The organism is Bradyrhizobium sp. AUGA SZCCT0182 (genome assembly GCF_018130185.1).
Taxonomy (GTDB): Bacteria; Pseudomonadota; Alphaproteobacteria; order Rhizobiales; family Xanthobacteraceae; genus Bradyrhizobium.
Genome location: NZ_JAFCLY010000002.1, coordinates 442,398 through 459,224 on the forward strand (window position 1 = coordinate 442,398; position 16,827 = coordinate 459,224).

Here is a 16,827-nt window from a genome sequence, read left to right on the forward strand (position 1 = left end):
GCCCTGCAATCAATGGAGCTTCACGTGCGGCTCGGTGCGCCGGGTGATCAGGCGGGCCAGCGTGTCGAGCGCCACCTTCACCGAACCATGCAACGCGTGTTCGTGCATCTTGTAGAGTGACAGATACATCATCCTCGCGAAGATGCCTGCGAAGACCAGATTGCCGCCCACGAGCGCTCCCATCATCGAGCCGACCGTGCTGAATTCGCCGAGCGACACCAGTGATCCGAAGTCCCTGTAGCGATAGGGCTTGAGCGGCTCGCCGCGCAGATAGCGCGGAATCTGTGAATACAGGTGAGAGGCCTGCTGGTGAGCCGCCTGTGCGCGAGGCGGCACATTGCCGCGCTCGCCCCACGAGCAGGCCGCGCAGTCACCGATGGCAAAGATGCCGTCGTCGCGCGTTGTCTGCAGCGTCGGCCGAACCACGAGCTGATTGATGCGGTTGGTTTCGAGTCCGGCGATATCCTTCAGGACGTCGGGCGCCTTGACGCCCGCAGCCCAGACTATCAATTCGGCGGGAATCGTCCGGCCGTCCGTCAGGTTCACCTGGTCGGACCCGACCTCGGAGACCTTGGCGCCGACCAGCACATTGACTCCGAGCTTGCCAAGCAACTTTTCCGTCTCTTTCGAAACCCGTTCGGGCAAGGCGGGCAGCACCCGTTCGGCGGCTTCGATCAGCGTGATCCTGATGTCCTTTTGGGGATCAACCTGATCGAGGCCATACGCCACCACTTCGCGCGTTGTTCTGTGGAGCTCGGCCGCAAGCTCGACGCCGGTCGCACCGGCCCCGATGATTGCGACTTTCAACTGGTGCGCTCCCAGAGGCGCCGATTGGGCATGCGCGCGGATACATGCATTGACCATTCTTTCGTGGAACCGACGTGCGTCCGACTGCGATTCGAGCTTAATCGCATGATCCACGACTCCGGGCGTGCCAAAGTCGTTGTTCTGGCTTCCGACGGCAACCACGAGGACGTCATAGTCAAAGGCCCGCTTCGGGGTAACCTCGCGGCCCTCGGCGTCGAAATACGGCGCCACCTGCACCTGACGGCGATCCCGATCGATCCCGATCATCTCCCCGATCCGGTAGCGAAAGCCATGCCAGTAGGATTGGGCAAGATAATCGACCTCGTGGGCGGCGATATCCATGCTGCCGGCGGCAATTTCGTGCAGCTTCGGCTTCCACACGTGCGTGCGCTTTCGCTCGATCAGCGTGATGTCGAGCTTTCCCTTGCGTCCGTACTTGTCGCCCAGGCGCGTCGCCAGCTCCAATCCGCCGGCTCCGCCTCCGACGATCACGATGCGGGATTTTCCCAACTGTGGCTCACTCATGATGGCCTCGACCGATCAGTTCACAACCCGCCCAAACGCGTCCTCCTGATCAGGCTCTCTCGGAGACTGCATCTGCGACCGCGACGGCGGCCATGTTCACGATTCGCCGGACCGTCGACGATGGCGTGAGAATGTGGGCCGACTTTGCCGCCCCCAGCAGGATGCCGCCGACCGTCAGTCCCTGGCCCGCCGCCATCCGCAACAAATTGTAGGAGATGTTGGCGGCGTCGAGATTCGGCATCACCAGCACATTCGCCGGACCCACGAAGCCGGAATCGGGAAACTCGTGATCAAGTACCGACTGCGACAGCGCGGCATCCCCGCGCATCTCGCCTTCCACGGCCAGATCGGGCGATCGCTCGCGAATGATTGCGCGCGCCTCCCGCATCTTGTGCGCCTCCGGGACGGCCGAACTACCGAAGCTCGAATGCGACAACAGCGCAACCCTCGGCGTGACGCCAAACCGCCTGACCTCGGCAGCCGCCAGCAACGCAATGTCGGCGACCTGCTCGGCGGTCGGGCTGAGATTGCAGTGGGTATCGCAAATGAACAGCTGATGCTGCTGCAGAATGAGCATCTGCATTACTGCAAGCGTCCGCACGTTCTCCCGCGTCCCGATCACGTTGCGTATGGCGGCAAGGTGATCGGCGGTCCTTCCGATGACCCCGCATAGCATCGCATCGCCGACGCCCCTCTCGAGCAGGATCGATGCGAGCACCGTCGCATTGCTCCGTGTCTCCGACAGCGCCAGCGCGGCCGACACACCATCGCGCTTCCTGCTCGCATGGTAGACGTCCGCGCACTTGGAATAGACCTGCGCATCATGCGGATCAATGATCTCGCAGTCGTTACCCGGCTCGAGCCGGAGACCGAAGGCCCTGATTCGCTCCTCGATCGTCGACGGCCGGCCGAGAAGCAGCGGTCTTGCAATCCTCTCGTCGACGACGACTTGTGCCGCGCGCAGCACCCGTTCATCCTCGCCTTCCACCAGCAGGAGCGATTTGCCGCTTCCCTTCGCCACCGAGAAAACCGGCTGCATCGCGTTGCCGGACTGGTAGACGAACCGACCGAGTTTCTGACGATAGGCCTCCATATCGGCGATCGGACGCCTGGCGACGCCAGTGTCGGCGGCGGCCTTGGCTACCGCCGGTGCGATCATTTCGATAAGACGCGGGTCGAACGGCTTGGGAATGAGATAGTCGCGGCCAAAGCGAAGCCCCTCCCCCTTGTATGCGGCGGCGACCACCTCGGGCACTTCGGTCATGGCCAGATCCGCAAGCGCGCGGACCGTCGCAAGCTTCATCTCCTCGTTGATGGTGGTCGCCCCGCAATCCAGCGCGCCCCTGAAGATGAACGGGAAGCACAGGACATTGTTGATCTGGTTGGGGTAGTCCGAACGCCCTGTCCCGATGATCGCATCGGGACGAACGGCCAGCGCGTCCTCCGGCATGATTTCGGGGATCGGGTTGGCCATGGCGAAGATCAGGGGATCTCGCGCCATCTTCTTGACCATGTCGGGCGTCAGCACATTGCCGGCCGACAGGCCGAGGAAGATGTCAGCGTCCTGAACGATCTCGCCCAGCTTTCGCGCCTCCGTTTTCACCGCATAGCGCGCCTTGTTGTCGTCCATGCCCTCCGTGCGGCCCGCATAGACGACGCCTTTTGCGTCGGTCACGATGATACGGTCGTGCCGCAGGCCAAGGCTGACGATGAGATCGAGACATGCCAGCGCCGCCGCACCGGCTCCGGAGCACACCAGCTTGACGTCGGCAATGTCCTTCTTGACCAGCTTCAACCCGTTGAGGATTGCCGCCGCCGCGATGATCGCAGTGCCGTGCTGGTCATCGTGAAAGACCGGAATCTTCATTCGCTCGCGGAGCTTCTGTTCGATGTAGAAGCATTCCGGCGCCTTGATGTCCTCCAGGTTGATGCCGCCGAAGGTCGGCTCCATCCTGGCGATCGTTTCGATCAGCGCGTCAGGGTCTTCCTCGGCGAGTTCGATATCGAATACATCGATCCCGGCGAACTTCTTGAACAGGCACGCCTTGCCTTCCATGACCGGCTTGCTCGCCAGCGGGCCAATATTGCCGAGACCAAGCACGGCGGTGCCGTTGGTGACGACGGCCACGAGGTTGCTGCGCGCCGTCAGTTCATCGGCCTGCAACGGATCCTTGGCAATGACCAGGCAAGGTTCCGCCACGCCGGGTGAATACGCCAGGGCCAGATCGCGCTGCGTTGCCATCGCCGTGGTCGGCACGACGGAGATCTTCCCCGGCCTCGGCAAGCGATGATATTCGAGTGCGGCTTCCCTCAGATCCTGATCCATCATATTCCCCGATTCTACCCTTGGTTCGAGAGGCGGATGCGCCCCCTCTCCTGCTCTTGCTCGGTCAGCGGCTCTCAGGCGCTTCCGCCACGGGCGCGCATCGCGGCCATCCCTTCCTCGAAGCGCCGGCGCAATATTTCGATCGTCTGCTTCTGGGACTCGGTCGCGGTCTCGGCGAGCTGGCGCATGTTGGCGAGAGCTTGCTCGAATCCCAGCCGGGCGATTTCAGTGCGCCGTCCCGCAACGGTTTCGTTGCTTGCCTCGGCGGCGATCGCCTTCATGGTTTCCTGGAAAACCTCGGTCTGCCGTGCCATCAGGTTTCGCCAGCTCTCATATGCCGAACGATTGACCTCGGTGAGCGCGTCGATGTTCTTCTTCTCCATGTCGATCAACGACATCATGTCGACGCCGCTGATCTGGCAGGATTCGATGAGTTTGGCGAAGTCGAACCCGGGGAGGCCCCAATCTGCGCCCGGCATTGACTTGTTGTCAGACATGTCCGTCTCCTTCATGAGTGAGTGGTGCGGTGTTGATTTGTGGCAGCGGCGTCGGTCACGCTTGCGATCGGCGACGGTCGTCCTTCGGCGTCGAGCGCGACGAACGTAAAGATGCCTTCGGTCACCTTCACACGGTCCCCCAGGCGGCGGCGCAGCGCCCAGGCCTCCAGGCGGATCGCCAGCGATGTCCGCCCCACACGCTCGGCCGCGGCGTAAACGCACAGAACGTCTCCGACATGGACCGGCTTGATGAAGTGCATCGCCTCGATCGCAACCGTCGCGACGCGCCCCTGTGCGCGCTGGCCGGCATGGATGCCACCCGCAATATCCATTTGGGAAAGCACCCAGCCGCCGAAGATATCGCCGCTCGGATTTGCATCCGCAGGCATGGCGAGCGTTCGCGTCGTCAGATCCCCTTGTGGCTGCATCGACATGGCGGCGCCTCAGACCATGCTCTGCCCACCGTTTGCGGATATCGTCGAGCCCGTGATGAAGCCGGCATCGTCGGATGCCAGGAACAGCACCGTGCGCGCGATTTCGTGCGGTTCGCCCAGACGGCCGACCGGGATCAGGGGAAGGATGTTCTTGGCCACGACCTCGGGGTTGATCGCCCTGACCATCTCGGTGGCGATGTAGCCGGGACAGATGGTGTTAACGGTGATGCCGGAGCGAGCCCCCTCCTGGGCCAGCGCCTTCACGAAGCCCATGTCACCTGCCTTGGCGGCGGAGTAGTTGACCTGGCCCATCTGGCCCTTCTGGCCGTTGATCGAGGAGATACAGATCACGCGGCCGAACTTGCGCTCGCGCATTCCTTCCCACACCGGCCTCGTCATGTTGAAGAGCGAGTTCAGGTTGGTGTTGATAACCGCGTACCATTGGTCCGGCGTCATCTTGTGGAACATGCCGTCCTTGGTGATGCCGGCGTTGTTGACCAGTACATCCACCGGACCCAGATCGGCCTCGACCTGCTTGAGTCCTGCGACGCAGGCGTCGTAGCTCGACACGTCCCATTTGTAGACGTTGATGCCGGTCTCGCCCTTGAACTTCGCGGCCGCCTCATCATTGCCGGCATAGCTCGCAGCCACCTTGTAGCCGGCCGCCTTGAGCGCGATCGAGATCGCCTCACCTATGCCTCGCGTACCGCCCGTCACTACCGCAACTCTGGACATGGTCTCCTCCTGATTTTGATCGGTTGAACTTGTATTTGCCGGCTCTCGGGGAGCCGTTGTCGTTCGCGGGCGGCCCGGTGCCGTCCGCGCCTCGCTCCGGCCGGAACGACCGGCCCGTCCGCCGGTCTAGCGCTCGACCGTCAGGGCGACGCCTATGCCGCCGCCGATGCACAGCGTGGCAAGCCCCTTCTTCGCGCCACGTTTCTGCATCTCGAACAGCAGCGTCGTCAGAACGCGCGCGCCGGATGCGCCGATCGGATGCCCGATGGCGATGGCGCCACCGTTCACGTTCACGATCGACGGATCCCAACCCATGTCCTTGTTGACCGCGATGGCCTGCGCCGCGAAGGCCTCGTTGGCCTCGACGAGATCGAGATCCCCAACCTTCCATCCGGCCTTTTCGAGCGCCTTGCGCGACGCCGGAATTGGTCCCGATCCCATCACCGCGGGATCGACGCCCGCGGTCGCCCAGGAGACGATCCTGGCAAGCGGCGTGAGGCCGCGTTTTTTGGCTTCATCGGCGCTCATCAGCACCAGCGCGGCCGCGCCGTCGTTGAGACCGGAAGCATTGCCGGCGGTCACACTGCCCTCCTTGTTAAAGGCGGGCTTCAGCTTCGCGAGCGCGTCCTGTGTCGTGCCCGGGCGGATATATTCGTCCTGGTCGACGACGACGTCGCCCTTCCTGGTCTTGACGGTGACGGGAATGATCTCGTCCTTGAACCGGCCGGCCTTCTGCGCATCCTCGGCCTTGTTCTGCGAACTGGTGGCGAACGCGTCCTGCTCTTCCCGGGTGATCTGCCATTTGGTGGCGATGTTCTCCGCGGTGACTCCCATGTGATAGCCGTGGAACGCATCGAGCAGGCCGTCCTTCAGCATGGAGTCGATGAACTTGGTGTCGCCCATCTTGGTGCCGTTCCGCATGTGCGACAGATGCGGCGCCATCGACATCGACTCCATGCCGCCGGCGACAATGACCTTTGCATCCCCGTTGGCGATCTGCTGCAGTCCGAGCGCCACCGACCGCAGGCCCGAACCGCAAAGCTGGTTCATGCCCCACGCCGTCTTCTCCTGCGGAATGCCGGCCGCCATGGCGGCCTGCCGCGCCGGATTCTGCCCCTCGCCGCCGGATAGGACCTGGCCCAGGATCACTTCATCGACTTCTTCCGGCGAGACCTTGGCGCGCTCCAGCGCGCCCTTGATCGCCACAGCCCCCAGTTCGTGGGCAGTCAGCGAGCCGAACGCTCCATTGAAAGAACCAACCGGCGTCCGCGCGGCGGACACAATCACTACATCAGTCATGATCAACTCCTCGTTTAGTGTTCCCTGCGCTTCCCACGCCGTTGCCAAGCGGGTTAACAAACTCCAGGCTGGCAGCCTCTGCCGTTTTCAACGTCAAGCGACGACTGGCCGGGGCGCGCCTGCCTCTATCTCGTCATCCGCAATCTTTACGGACTCCGGATCATCAGCTTCGACATCGCTCTCCTGGTTCAGACGTCGATGAAGCATTCTTTCGTCGAGCGCCCCTTCCCATTTGGCGACGACGACCGTCGCAACGCCATTTCCTATGAGGTTGGTGAGCGCGCGCGCCTCCGACATGAAGCGGTCGATGCCAAGGATCAAGGCGATGCTCGCGACCGGAATTGTCCCGACCGATGCAAGTGTTGCGGCCAGGACGATGAAGCCGGATCCCGTGACACCAGCGGCGCCCTTGGATGTCAGGAGCAGAACGCCGATGATGCCGAGCTCTTGCCAGATCGTCAGGGGCGTGTTCGTCGCTTGCGCCAGGAAGATCGCGGCCATTGTCAGGTAAATACAGGTGCCATCGAGGTTGAACGAATAGCCGGTCGGAATAACCAATCCGACGACCGACTTTTCGCAGCCAAGGTTCTCAGTCTTGGCGATCATGCGCGGCAGCACCGATTCCGATGACGAAGTGCCAAGCACGATCAGGAGTTCTTCCTTGATGTAACGGATGAACTTGAAGATCGAAAAGCCGCTAAGGGCCGCAACGGAGCCGAGCACGACGAAGACGAACAACAAGCATGTCACGTAAAACGCCAGCATGAAGTTTGCCAGCGAGATCAGCGTCGCCACGCCATACTTGCCGATCGTGAACGCCATTGCGCCGAACGCTCCGATCGGCGCAAGTTTCATGATGTAGCCTACGATCTTGAAGAACACGTGGCTCACGACATCAATCAGCCGCAGCACGCCCTCACCGTGATGACCGAGAGCTTGCAGGCCAAATGCAAATAGGATTGCGAAGAACAACACCTGCAGGATTTCGCCGTTGGCAAACGCGCCGACGACGGTCGACGGGATAATGTCCATCAGAAACTGGACCGTGCCCTGCTCCTTCGCTTTCGCGGTGAAGGCCGCGATCGATTTTGTGTCAACGGTCGACAGATCGAGGTTCATGCCGACGCCAGGCTTCCACAAATTGATAACGATAAGCCCGATGATCAGCGCAGCCGTCGTCAACACTTCGAAATAGATCAATGCCTTCAAGCCAACGCGTCCGACCTTCTTCATGTCGCGCATGCTGGCGATACCATGCACAACCGTGAAGAAGATGATCGGCGCGATAATCATCTTGATGCACTTGATGAACGCATCGCCGAGCGGCTTCATCTGCTCGCCAAGCTGAGGATAAAAATGGCCCAGTAGGACGCCGGCCGTGATTGCAGCCAGAACCTGCACATAGAGGTGCTGATACCATTTTGCGGAATGGTGACCGCCTGTCGTTGCTGCTGTTGCCATATCCTATTCCTTCCCTAAGGACTGTTTCTCAATCAGAATGCACAACCCCGGGCGTGACCCTGCTGCGATACCAACTGACCGCGCCGCCATGAAGCGGAATGAAATTGTTGCGCATGATGTTGGAGGGGATCGTTTCCGCCGCCGCCGGATGAACTTCGACCAGCCGCTCGTTATTGGCGAACACTGTGTCGACGATGGCTGTGACCAGATCGTTCGGCAAATCCTTGTGCGCTACGGCAAAGTTGAAAAGGCCGATCGTGTCGTACCGGCGCCGCAAAGTCGGATACGAACCCGCCGCAACAACGGATGCGGAGAGTTCCGGCATCGTCAGGCGCAGCGTTGCGATCTCCTGCCGCGTGAGAGGGAGGTAGCGCACCTTCGCCTTGCGCTCGATATCGATAAATACCGGAACCGGCACGCCGGCGCCAACCGCGAGCGCATCGATGCTTCGCGCCAGCGACTTCTCCGCGAGCTCCGCCCAATCGCCGTGAACCAGGGTGGCTTCGATCTTCAGCGCCTTGAGGAACTCGGGAAAGTAGGCGGCGGTGGTGCCGCCCTCGGGCCCGACACCGATACGTTTGCCGGCGAATTCGGCAAACGATTGAATCGGCGATTCACTGAGCACCTGAAACTGAAACGGCGTATCATACATCGCGAACATGGCGCGCATGTTTCGGTATTGCCGCCCATCGGTCCAGGCAGCGCCGGCGTTCCAGGCTTGCAACGCCACGCCCTGTGTAACGAAGGCCAGCTGAATTTCGCCGGTCTCGAGCAGCTTGATATTCTCGACCGGGCCGCCAGTCGGTCGCGCCACCACCGCGATGCCGAGTTCTCGCGAGAGCAATCGAGCCAGCCCTTCACCATAGGCGTAGTAGGTGCCGCCTTCCGACGCGGTGCCGAGAGTAAGCGTCTCGGGCCAATGCGCCTCCGCCGCCGACGCCAACTTGGGCGGAAGCAGAACAAATGCGAGAAGGATCAGAATCCGCCACGTTCTTGAAACCATGACTGCCTCCTTCATTTCAACCGCACCCTTGTTCTGGCAATTGGTTGGACTTCAGCGTCACTTTTTCTTTTGTGGCGGAAGGTCCGTGCAATGGCCCTCGAACACCTCGGCCGCCATGCCGATCGACTCGCCGAGGGTCGGGTGCGGGTGAATGGTCTTGCCTATATCGGCCGGCTCGCAGCCCATCTCGATCGCAAGGCAGATCTCGCTGATGAGATCGCCGGCATGCGTGCCGACGATGCCGCCGCCGACCACGCGATGGGTCGCCGTATCGAACAGCAGCTTGGTGAAGCCCTCGTCGCGGCCGTTGGCGATGGCGCGGCCCGAGGCCGCCCATGGAAACACCGCCTTGCCGACCTTGAGACCCTCGGCCTTGCACTGCTCCTCGGTCTTCCCGGCCCAGGCTACCTCAGGATCGGTGTAGGCGACAGACGGAATCTGCCGCGCGTCGAAATACGACTTCTCGCCATGCGCTACTTCCGCGGCGACATGGCCTTCATGCACCGCCTTGTGCGCCAGCATCGGCTGGCCGACGACGTCCCCGATCGCAAAGATATGCGCCACGTTGGTGCGCATCTGCCTGTCGACGTCGATGAAACCTCGCTCGGTCACCGCGATGCCGGCCTTCTCGGCCCCGATCTGCTTGCCGTTCGGGCTTCGGCCGACCGAGACCAGAACGAGATCATAGACCTGCGGCCCGGAAGGCGCCTGCTCGCCCTCGAAGCTCACCTCGATCCCGGCTTCGATCGCCTTCGCGCCCACCGTTTTGGTCTTCAGCATGACCTTGTCGAAACGGCCCGCGTTCATCTTCTCCCAGACCTTGACCAGGTCTCGGTCGGCCCCCTGCATCAGCCCGTCGAGCATTTCGACAACATCGATGCGTGCGCCGAGCGTCGAATAGACCGTCGCCATTTCGAGACCGATGATGCCGCCACCGATCACCAGCATGCGCTTGGGGATTGATTTCAGCTGCAGCGCGCCGGTCGAATCGACGATGCGCGGATCTTCGGACAGAAACGGCAGTTTCACGGCCTCGCTGCCGGCGGCGATGATGGCGTTGGCGAACTTGACCGTCTTCTTGCCTCCGGCCGAGACAATCTCGAGATGGTGTGGGTCGAGGAAGGCACCGACGCCGGTCACAACCTCGACCTTGCGCGCCTTCGCCATGCCGGCAAGGCCGCCGGTCAGCTTCTTGATCACGCCGTCCTTAAACGCGCGCAGCTTGCCGAGGTCGATCTTCGGCGCGCCAAAGGAAATGCCGTGGTCGGGCAGATGTTTGACTTCGTCGACTACGGAAGCCGTATGCAGCAGCGCCTTGCTCGGGATGCAGCCGACGTTGAGGCACACGCCACCGAGCGTGTCGTAACGTTCGACCAGCACGGTCTTCATGCCGAGATCGGCGGCGCGGAAAGCGGCCGAGTAGCCACCGGGACCGGCGCCCAGCACCAACATATCGCATTCGATGTCCGCCTTGCCGGCATAGGACGCGGCGGAAGGCGCGGCCGGCGGCGGGCTGGCGGTCGCCGCCGGCTGCGATGCTGGCGCGGGCTTCGGCGCAGCGACCGCGCCTTCTGCCTCCAGCACGAGGATGGTCGATCCTTCGCTCACCTTGTCGTCGACCTTGACCCTGACCTCCTTGACGACGCCGGCGTGGGACGACGGAATCTCCATCGACGCCTTGTCGGACTCGACCATGATGAGGCTGGTGTCGACCGCGACGGTCTCGCCGGGCTTCACCAGGACCTCGATGACGGCAACGTCCTTGAAGTCACCGATATCCGGAATTTTCACTTCGATCTGCTGAGCCATGCTGTTTCCCCCGATCTCAGAACAGCACGCGCCGCAGATCGGCGAGTACGCTGGCGAAGTAGACGTTGAAGCGCGCGGCCGCCGCACCGTCGATAACGCGGTGGTCCCAGGACAGCGACAGCGGCAGCGTCAGCCGCCAGTTCGAGGTCTGGCCATCGGAGGAGTGCTGCTTCCAGTAACCCTTGCAGACGCCCATGATCGCGACTTCGGGCGCGTTGATGATCGGCGTGAAATAGATGCCGCCGATGCCGCCGAGCGAGGAGATCGAGAAAGTCCCGCCCTGCATCTGGTCGGGCTTGATCTTGCCTTCGCGCGCGAGCTTGGCGAGCGCGTTCATCTCCTTGGCGATTTCGGGCACCGATTTCTTGTCGGCGTCACGGATCACAGGCACCATCAGGCCGTTCGGCGTGTCCGCGGCAAAGCCGATGTGCCAGTAGTTCTTGTAGACGAGCGTGTCGCCGTCGAGGCTCGCATTGAATTCCGGGAATTTTTGCAGCGTCGCGACCGCGGCTTTGACCATGAACGGCAGCAGCGAGAGTTTTACGCCACTCTTCTCCAGCTCCTTGTTCATCGTCACCCGGAATTGTTCGAGATCGGTGATGTCAGCCTCGTCGTGGGTCGTGACGTGCGGGATGACGACCCAGTTGCGGTGCAGGTTGGCCGCGGAGATCTTTTTGATGCGGCCGAGTTCCTTGCGTTCGACCGGCCCGTATTTCGCAAAATCGACCTTGGGCCAGGGCAGAAGGTCGATACCGCCGACGCCGCCGCTTGCGGCCGCTGCTTGCGGCTTGGCGGAGGGTGCCCCGCCTTTGCCGAAGGCCTCGACGTCTTCACGCAGAATGCGGCCGTGATTGCCCGAGCCCTTGACCTTGCCGAGATCGACACCCCGTTCGCGCGCCAGCTTGCGCACGGCCGGACCGGCATAGGCCAGCGCGAAGCTTCCTTCATCAAAGGCGCCGACCACCGCCGTTCCAGCGGCGGTGGCCGACGAGGACGCAGGCGGCGACACGGGAGGGATGTCGGCCTGCAAAGGTAATGCCCCGGTTGCGAGTGACAGGATGATCGAGCCCTCGCTGACCTTGTCACCGGTCTTGACCTTGATCTCGCGCACGGTGCCCGAGAGCGGCGCCGGCACTTCCATCGTCGCCTTGTCCGACTCGAGTGCGATCAGCGGATCCTCCGCTTTCACACTGTCGCCGGCCTTGACGAAGATTTCGATGACCGGAACGTCCTTGAAGTCGCCGATATCGGGGACGCGCACCTCGGCAACACCCGCCGGTGCGTTGACCGGAGACGGCGGAGCGCTGACCACCGGGCGCGCCTCGGCCTGCTCCGCGCCGGCGCCATCGAACTGCACGATCACCGTGCCTTCGCTGACCTTGTCGCCAAGCTTCACGACCACGGATTTCACCACGCCATCGCGCGGCGACGGCACTTCCATGGTCGCCTTGTCGGACTCCAGCGCGACCAGCGGATCCTCGGCCTTCACCGTGTCGCCCGGCTTGACGAAGACCTCGATGACCGGGACGTCCTTGAAATCACCGATATCGGGAACCTTGATGTCGATCAGACCACTCATCGTTCTGTCCTCGGCTCCGCTGGCTCACACGGTCCAGGGCGCAGCACGCCCGGCGTCGATTTTGTATTTGGCGATGGCTTCGGCCACGACGGCCGGCTTGATCGCGCCGTCGTCGGCCAGCGCCTTGAGCGCGGCGACCGCGACGTAATGCCGGTCGACCTCGAAGAATTTTCGCAGCTTCACGCGATAGTCGCTGCGGCCGAAGCCGTCCGTGCCGAGGGTGACGTATCGCCGTCCGGCTGCCTGGAGATATTCCCGGATCTGGTCGGAGTAGCTGCGCATGTAGTCGGTCGACGCCACGACCGGCCCGGCATGTCCTTCAAGTTGCGCCTCGACCCAGCTCTTGCGCCGCGGCTCGGTCGGATGCAGCAAATTCCAGCGCTCGGCCGCCATGCCGTCGCGGCGCAGTTCGTTGAAACTGGTCGCGCTCCATACATCGGCGGTGACGCCGAAATCCGCCTTGAGCAGATCCGCGGCCGCGATCACTTCGCGCAGGATCGTGCCGGAGCCCATGAGTTGGACACGCAGACCCTTCTTCGCGGTCTCGCCGCCGTTCTTGAGGAGGTAGAGCCCCTTGAGGATTCCTTCTTCCGCCCCCTTGCCGGCCTCGGCCAACCCGGGGTGCTGATAGTTCTCGTTCATCAGGGTGATGTAGTAGTAGACGTCCTCCTGCGTCTCGTACATGCGGCGCATACCCTCGCGGACGATAGTCACGACCTCATAGGCAAAGGTCGGATCGTACGAGATGCAGTTCGGGATGGTGGCGGCCAGCAAATGGCTGTGGCCGTCCTCATGCTGCAACCCCTCGCCGTTCAGCGTGGTGCGGCCGGCGGTGCCACCGAGCAGGAAGCCGCGGGCACGCATGTCGCCGGCGAGCCAGGCGAGATCGCCGACGCGTTGCAGGCCGAACATCGAATAATAGATGTAGAACGGGATCATCGGCACGTTGTTGGTCGAGTAGGACGTCGCTGCGACGATCCAGCTCGACATCGCGCCGCCTTCGTTGATGCCCTCCTGGAACACCTGTCCGCTCTTGTCTTCGCGGTAATACATCAGCTGGTCGGCATCCTGCGGCCGGTAGAGCTGACCGACCGACGAGTAGATGCCGAGTTGGCGGAACATGCCCTCCATGCCGAAGGTGCGGGATTCGTCCGGCACGATCGGCACGATGTGCTTGCCGATCGCCCTGTCGCGCACGAGGGTGCCGAGCATCTGCACGAAAGCCATCGTGGTCGAAATTTCGCGCTCGCCGGTGGCGTCGAGCAGCCGCTGGAACGTCGATAGCGGCGGAATTTGCAGGGAGGCGGATTTGCGCCGGCGCTGCGGCAGACTGCCGCCGAGCTTTGCGCGCTGGGCGTGGAAATACTTCATCTCCGGGCTGTCTTCCGGCAGACGGAGGAACGGAACCTTGCTCAGGTCCGCATCCGAGACCGGCACCTGGAAGCGATCGCGAAAGCCGCGCAGCGCATCCTGCGTCATCTTCTTTGCCTGATGCGCGATCATCTGGCCTTCGCCGGATTCTCCCATGCCGAAGCCCTTGACGGTCTTCGGCAGGATGACGGTCGGCTGGCCCTTGTGGTTCACCGCTGCGGTGTAGGCGGCGAACACCTTCTCCGGATCATGGCCGCCACGCGCCAGCTGCCAGATATCATCGTCGCTCATGTCGGCGACGAGTTCCTTCGTTTCCGCGTATTTGCCGAAGAAGTGCTCGCGTATGTAGGCGCCGCTCTTGCTCTTGAAGTCCTGGTATTCGCCGTCGACGCATTCGTCCATGAGCTGGAGCAGCCGCCCGGTCTTGTCCTTCTGCAGCAGCCGATCCCAGCCCGAGCCCCACAGCACCTTGATGACGTTCCAGCCCGCGCCGCGGAAAACACTTTCGAGCTCCTGGACGATCTTGCCGTTGCCGCGGACGGGCCCATCGAGCCGCTGGAGGTTGCAGTTGATGACGAAGATCAGGTTGTCGAGGTTTTCGCGGCCGGCGAGCGAAATCGCACCGAGCGATTCCGGCTCATCGGTTTCGCCGTCGCCCATGAAGGCCCAGACCTTGCGATTGGCGGTTTCGGCCAGATGGCGGTTCTCCAGATATTTCAGGAACCGCGCCTGATAGATCGCCATCAGCGGCCCAAGCCCCATCGATACCGTAGGGAACTGCCAGAAGTCCGGCATCAGCCAGGGGTGCGGATAGCTCGACAATCCGCCGCCCGCGGTCTCCTGCCGGAAGCCGAGCAATTGCTCCTCGCTCAAGCGGCCTTCGAGAAAGGCGCGCGCATAGATGCCCGGCGAACAATGCCCCTGGACGAAAATGAGGTCGCCGCCATGCTTCTCGGTCGGCGCGTGCCAGAAATGGCCGAAGCCGATGTCGTAGAGTGTTGCCGCCGACTGGAAGCTCGCGATGTGGCCGCCAAGCTCCGAGCTCTCCTTGTTGGCGCGCAGCACGATGGCCAGCGCATTCCACCGGATGATCGAGCGAAGCTTGTGTTCGATCGCGCGATCGCCCGGCAGCGCCGGCTGCTGGTCCGGCGGGATCGTGTTGCAGTAGGGCGTGGTCAACGTCTGCTGAATGCCGAGGCCGCCGCTGCGCGCGGCGTCGATCACCGCATTGACGACGAACTCGGCGCGTTCGTTGCCGCGATGGCCCCGGACCGCCGACAAGGCATCCAGCCACTCCCGGGTTTCCAGCGGATCCAGATCATGCGCGTCCGCGACCTTCATTACCTTCTCCATTGCAGGCCAAGCCGAAAACAAGCGTCAACGTTCATTGCGCTCCGCGTACTGCGGAAACGCGCAATGCCGCACAGGCGATATCGCCTGGCGCTCTAGGTGATGAGTTGAATACTGGCTGGCATCTGAACGTCCCCTCGCTTTGTCTGTTCTTGAGCTGCCGCTTCTTTTGCGGATGCTTCTTTTGCCGATTACCTAAGCAGCATTCGTGCCAGACCACGAAAAGCGCGGCCCATCGCGCGCATGCCGTTCATTTTGCTTGAGATTGCGATGCAAGCCGTCGCGCCCTCGGGGGCGATCGGCTCGAATCTGTCTGAAGCTCCGGAAAACCACCCGGACGGATCACCCGAAATGTCGGACCGGAACGGCGACGGGTTCCAAATGCACGGCTCGAAGTCGGAAACCGGCCTGCGCGATCGAGGCAGCAGCGCCCGCGCAGCGCAGCGACCGGTCGCGAGGGGTCGCTGGTGGGAGGACGAAGAATCGAATTGACGAACTTCGTTTGGATAGCCGAATGTCCGCGAGTTGCCGCACTCACGAGGCTGACCAAATGACCGTCATACTCGATCTCCTCAACAGCGATCCGCGAGCCGGGATGCGGCCGGACAAGCCGCGTCACCCCGAAAAAGCCAAACGACCCGACACGCCCTTGCAGAGCAAGCCTGCGTGGATCCGCGTCAAGGCTCCCGGCTCGGCCGAATGGGCCGAGACGAAGCGCATCGTGCGCGAGAACAAGCTCGTGACCGTCTGCGAGGAAGCCAGTTGTCCGAACATTGGCGAGTGCTGGGCGAAGAAACACGCGACCTTCATGATCATGGGCGACACGTGCACGCGCGCCTGCGCTTTCTGCAACGTGCGCACTGGCCTGCCGGGTGCCCTCGATACGGATGAACCGGTCAAGGTCGCCGAAGCGGTAGCCAAGCTGGGACTGGAACATGTGGTCGTCACCTCGGTCGATCGTGACGACCTTGCCGATGGAGGTGCGGCGCATTTCGCCGCGACGATTGCGGCCATCCGCGCGGCAAGCCCAGGTACGACGGTCGAAATCCTGACCCCGGATTTCTTGCGTAAGCGCGGCGCACTCGAAACGGTGGTTGCAGCGAAACCCGACGTGTTCAACCATAATCTGGAGACCGTGCCGTCGAAATATCTGACGGTGCGGCCGGGCGCGCGCTATTTCCATTCGGTCCGGCTGCTGCAGCGCGTGAAGGAACTCGACGCACAGATCTTCACCAAGTCCGGAATCATGGTCGGCCTCGGCGAAGACCGGAGCGAGGTGCTGCAATTGATGGACGATCTGCGCTCCGCCGACGTCGATTTCCTGACCATCGGCCAGTATCTCCAGCCCACGCGCAAGCACCATGCGGTCGCACGCTTCGTTCCCCCTGACGAGTTCGAGGCCTATCAAAAGATCGCCTACGCCAAGGGCTTTCTGCTGGTGTCGGCCACGCCGCTGACACGCTCCTCACACCACGCGGGCGATGACTTCCGCAAGCTGCGCGAGCGCCGACGCGGTTTTCCCTGAGGAGCGTTGCAAAGCGAGTACCATCGAAACCGCGACCGGCTCTTGATCCATGGATCGCCCCTGATTTTCTTTGCAATTCTCGCTTGGGTTGACTGACGCGCGACCT

At 62.5% G+C, this 16,827-nt stretch carries 12 protein-coding genes; 1 reads left to right on the top strand and 11 read right to left on the bottom strand.

The features are described 5' to 3' along the window. Positions 1-9: 9 nt before the first annotated feature. The 11 genes from JQ611_RS04445 to aceE form a co-directional block, all read right to left on the bottom strand. Complete coding sequence (locus tag JQ611_RS04445) at positions 10-1,332, bottom strand: NAD(P)/FAD-dependent oxidoreductase (RefSeq protein ID WP_212464615.1); 1,323 nt, start codon at positions 1,330-1,332, stop codon at positions 10-12. A gap of 49 nt (positions 1,333-1,381) precedes the next feature. Next, positions 1,382-3,658 carry an NADP-dependent malic enzyme gene (locus tag JQ611_RS04450; protein WP_212386124.1) on the bottom strand — a complete coding sequence of 759 codons (2,277 nt, stop codon included), beginning with the start codon at positions 3,656-3,658 and terminating at the stop codon, positions 1,382-1,384. A 74-nt stretch (positions 3,659-3,732) separates the two neighbouring features. Further along, positions 3,733-4,155, bottom strand: coding sequence for a TIGR01841 family phasin (phaP, locus tag JQ611_RS04455; RefSeq protein ID WP_212269432.1), 423 nt, complete (start codon positions 4,153-4,155; stop codon positions 3,733-3,735). Positions 4,156-4,166: 11 nt separating this feature from the next. Beyond that, on the bottom strand, positions 4,167-4,589 hold the full coding sequence (locus tag JQ611_RS04460) for an acyl-CoA thioesterase (protein WP_212464616.1): 423 nt from the start codon (positions 4,587-4,589) through the stop codon (positions 4,167-4,169). 9 nt (positions 4,590-4,598) lie between these two features. Beyond that, entirely contained in the window at positions 4,599-5,324 is a 726-nt protein-coding gene (phbB, locus tag JQ611_RS04465; RefSeq protein WP_212464617.1) for an acetoacetyl-CoA reductase, read from the bottom strand. Between the two features lie 126 nt (positions 5,325-5,450). Further along, complete coding sequence (locus tag JQ611_RS04470) at positions 5,451-6,623, bottom strand: acetyl-CoA C-acetyltransferase (protein WP_212464618.1); 1,173 nt, start codon at positions 6,621-6,623, stop codon at positions 5,451-5,453. Positions 6,624-6,716: 93 nt separating this feature from the next. Next, a complete protein-coding gene (locus JQ611_RS04475; protein ID WP_212269428.1) occupies positions 6,717-8,084 on the bottom strand; it encodes a dicarboxylate/amino acid:cation symporter in 1,368 nt (455 codons plus the stop codon). 28 nt (positions 8,085-8,112) lie between these two features. Further along, positions 8,113-9,087, bottom strand: coding sequence for a TAXI family TRAP transporter solute-binding subunit (locus tag JQ611_RS04480; RefSeq protein WP_212464619.1), 975 nt, complete (start codon positions 9,085-9,087; stop codon positions 8,113-8,115). Between the two features lie 57 nt (positions 9,088-9,144). Next, complete coding sequence (gene lpdA / locus JQ611_RS04485; protein ID WP_212464620.1) at positions 9,145-10,896, bottom strand: dihydrolipoyl dehydrogenase; 1,752 nt, start codon at positions 10,894-10,896, stop codon at positions 9,145-9,147. 16 nt (positions 10,897-10,912) lie between these two features. Beyond that, positions 10,913-12,475, bottom strand: a complete 1,563-nt coding sequence (locus tag JQ611_RS04490; protein WP_212464621.1) for a dihydrolipoyllysine-residue acetyltransferase — start codon at positions 12,473-12,475, stop codon at positions 10,913-10,915. A 24-nt stretch (positions 12,476-12,499) separates the two neighbouring features. Then, entirely contained in the window at positions 12,500-15,187 is a 2,688-nt protein-coding gene (gene aceE / locus JQ611_RS04495; RefSeq protein WP_409411247.1) for a pyruvate dehydrogenase (acetyl-transferring), homodimeric type, read from the bottom strand. A gap of 559 nt (positions 15,188-15,746) precedes the next feature. Here aceE and lipA point away from each other — a divergent pair. Then, the gene (gene lipA / locus JQ611_RS04500; protein WP_212269423.1) at positions 15,747-16,721 is read left to right on the top strand and encodes a lipoyl synthase; all 975 of its coding nucleotides are present in this window, start codon (positions 15,747-15,749) and stop codon (positions 16,719-16,721) included. Positions 16,722-16,827 lie beyond the last annotated feature (106 nt).

Excerpts from the sequence above, each read along its gene's own strand:
- JQ611_RS04445 (WP_212464615.1), bottom strand. The coding sequence starts at position 1,332 with ATGAGTGAGCCACAGTTGGGAAAATCCCGCATCGTGATCGTCGGAGGC.
- JQ611_RS04450 (WP_212386124.1), bottom strand. The coding sequence starts at position 3,658 with ATGGATCAGGATCTGAGGGAAGCCGCACTCGAATATCATCGCTTGCCG.
- phaP (WP_212269432.1), bottom strand. The coding sequence starts at position 4,155 with ATGTCTGACAACAAGTCAATGCCGGGCGCAGATTGGGGCCTCCCCGGG.
- JQ611_RS04460 (WP_212464616.1), bottom strand. The coding sequence starts at position 4,589 with ATGTCGATGCAGCCACAAGGGGATCTGACGACGCGAACGCTCGCCATG.
- phbB (WP_212464617.1), bottom strand. The coding sequence starts at position 5,324 with ATGTCCAGAGTTGCGGTAGTGACGGGCGGTACGCGAGGCATAGGTGAG.
- JQ611_RS04470 (WP_212464618.1), bottom strand. The coding sequence starts at position 6,623 with ATGACTGATGTAGTGATTGTGTCCGCCGCGCGGACGCCGGTTGGTTCT.
- JQ611_RS04475 (WP_212269428.1), bottom strand. The coding sequence starts at position 8,084 with ATGGCAACAGCAGCAACGACAGGCGGTCACCATTCCGCAAAATGGTAT.
- JQ611_RS04480 (WP_212464619.1), bottom strand. The coding sequence starts at position 9,087 with ATGGTTTCAAGAACGTGGCGGATTCTGATCCTTCTCGCATTTGTTCTG.
- lpdA (WP_212464620.1), bottom strand. The coding sequence starts at position 10,896 with ATGGCTCAGCAGATCGAAGTGAAAATTCCGGATATCGGTGACTTCAAG.
- JQ611_RS04490 (WP_212464621.1), bottom strand. The coding sequence starts at position 12,475 with ATGAGTGGTCTGATCGACATCAAGGTTCCCGATATCGGTGATTTCAAG.
- aceE (WP_409411247.1), bottom strand. The coding sequence starts at position 15,187 with ATGAAGGTCGCGGACGCGCATGATCTGGATCCGCTGGAAACCCGGGAG.
- lipA (WP_212269423.1), top strand. The coding sequence starts at position 15,747 with ATGACCGTCATACTCGATCTCCTCAACAGCGATCCGCGAGCCGGGATG.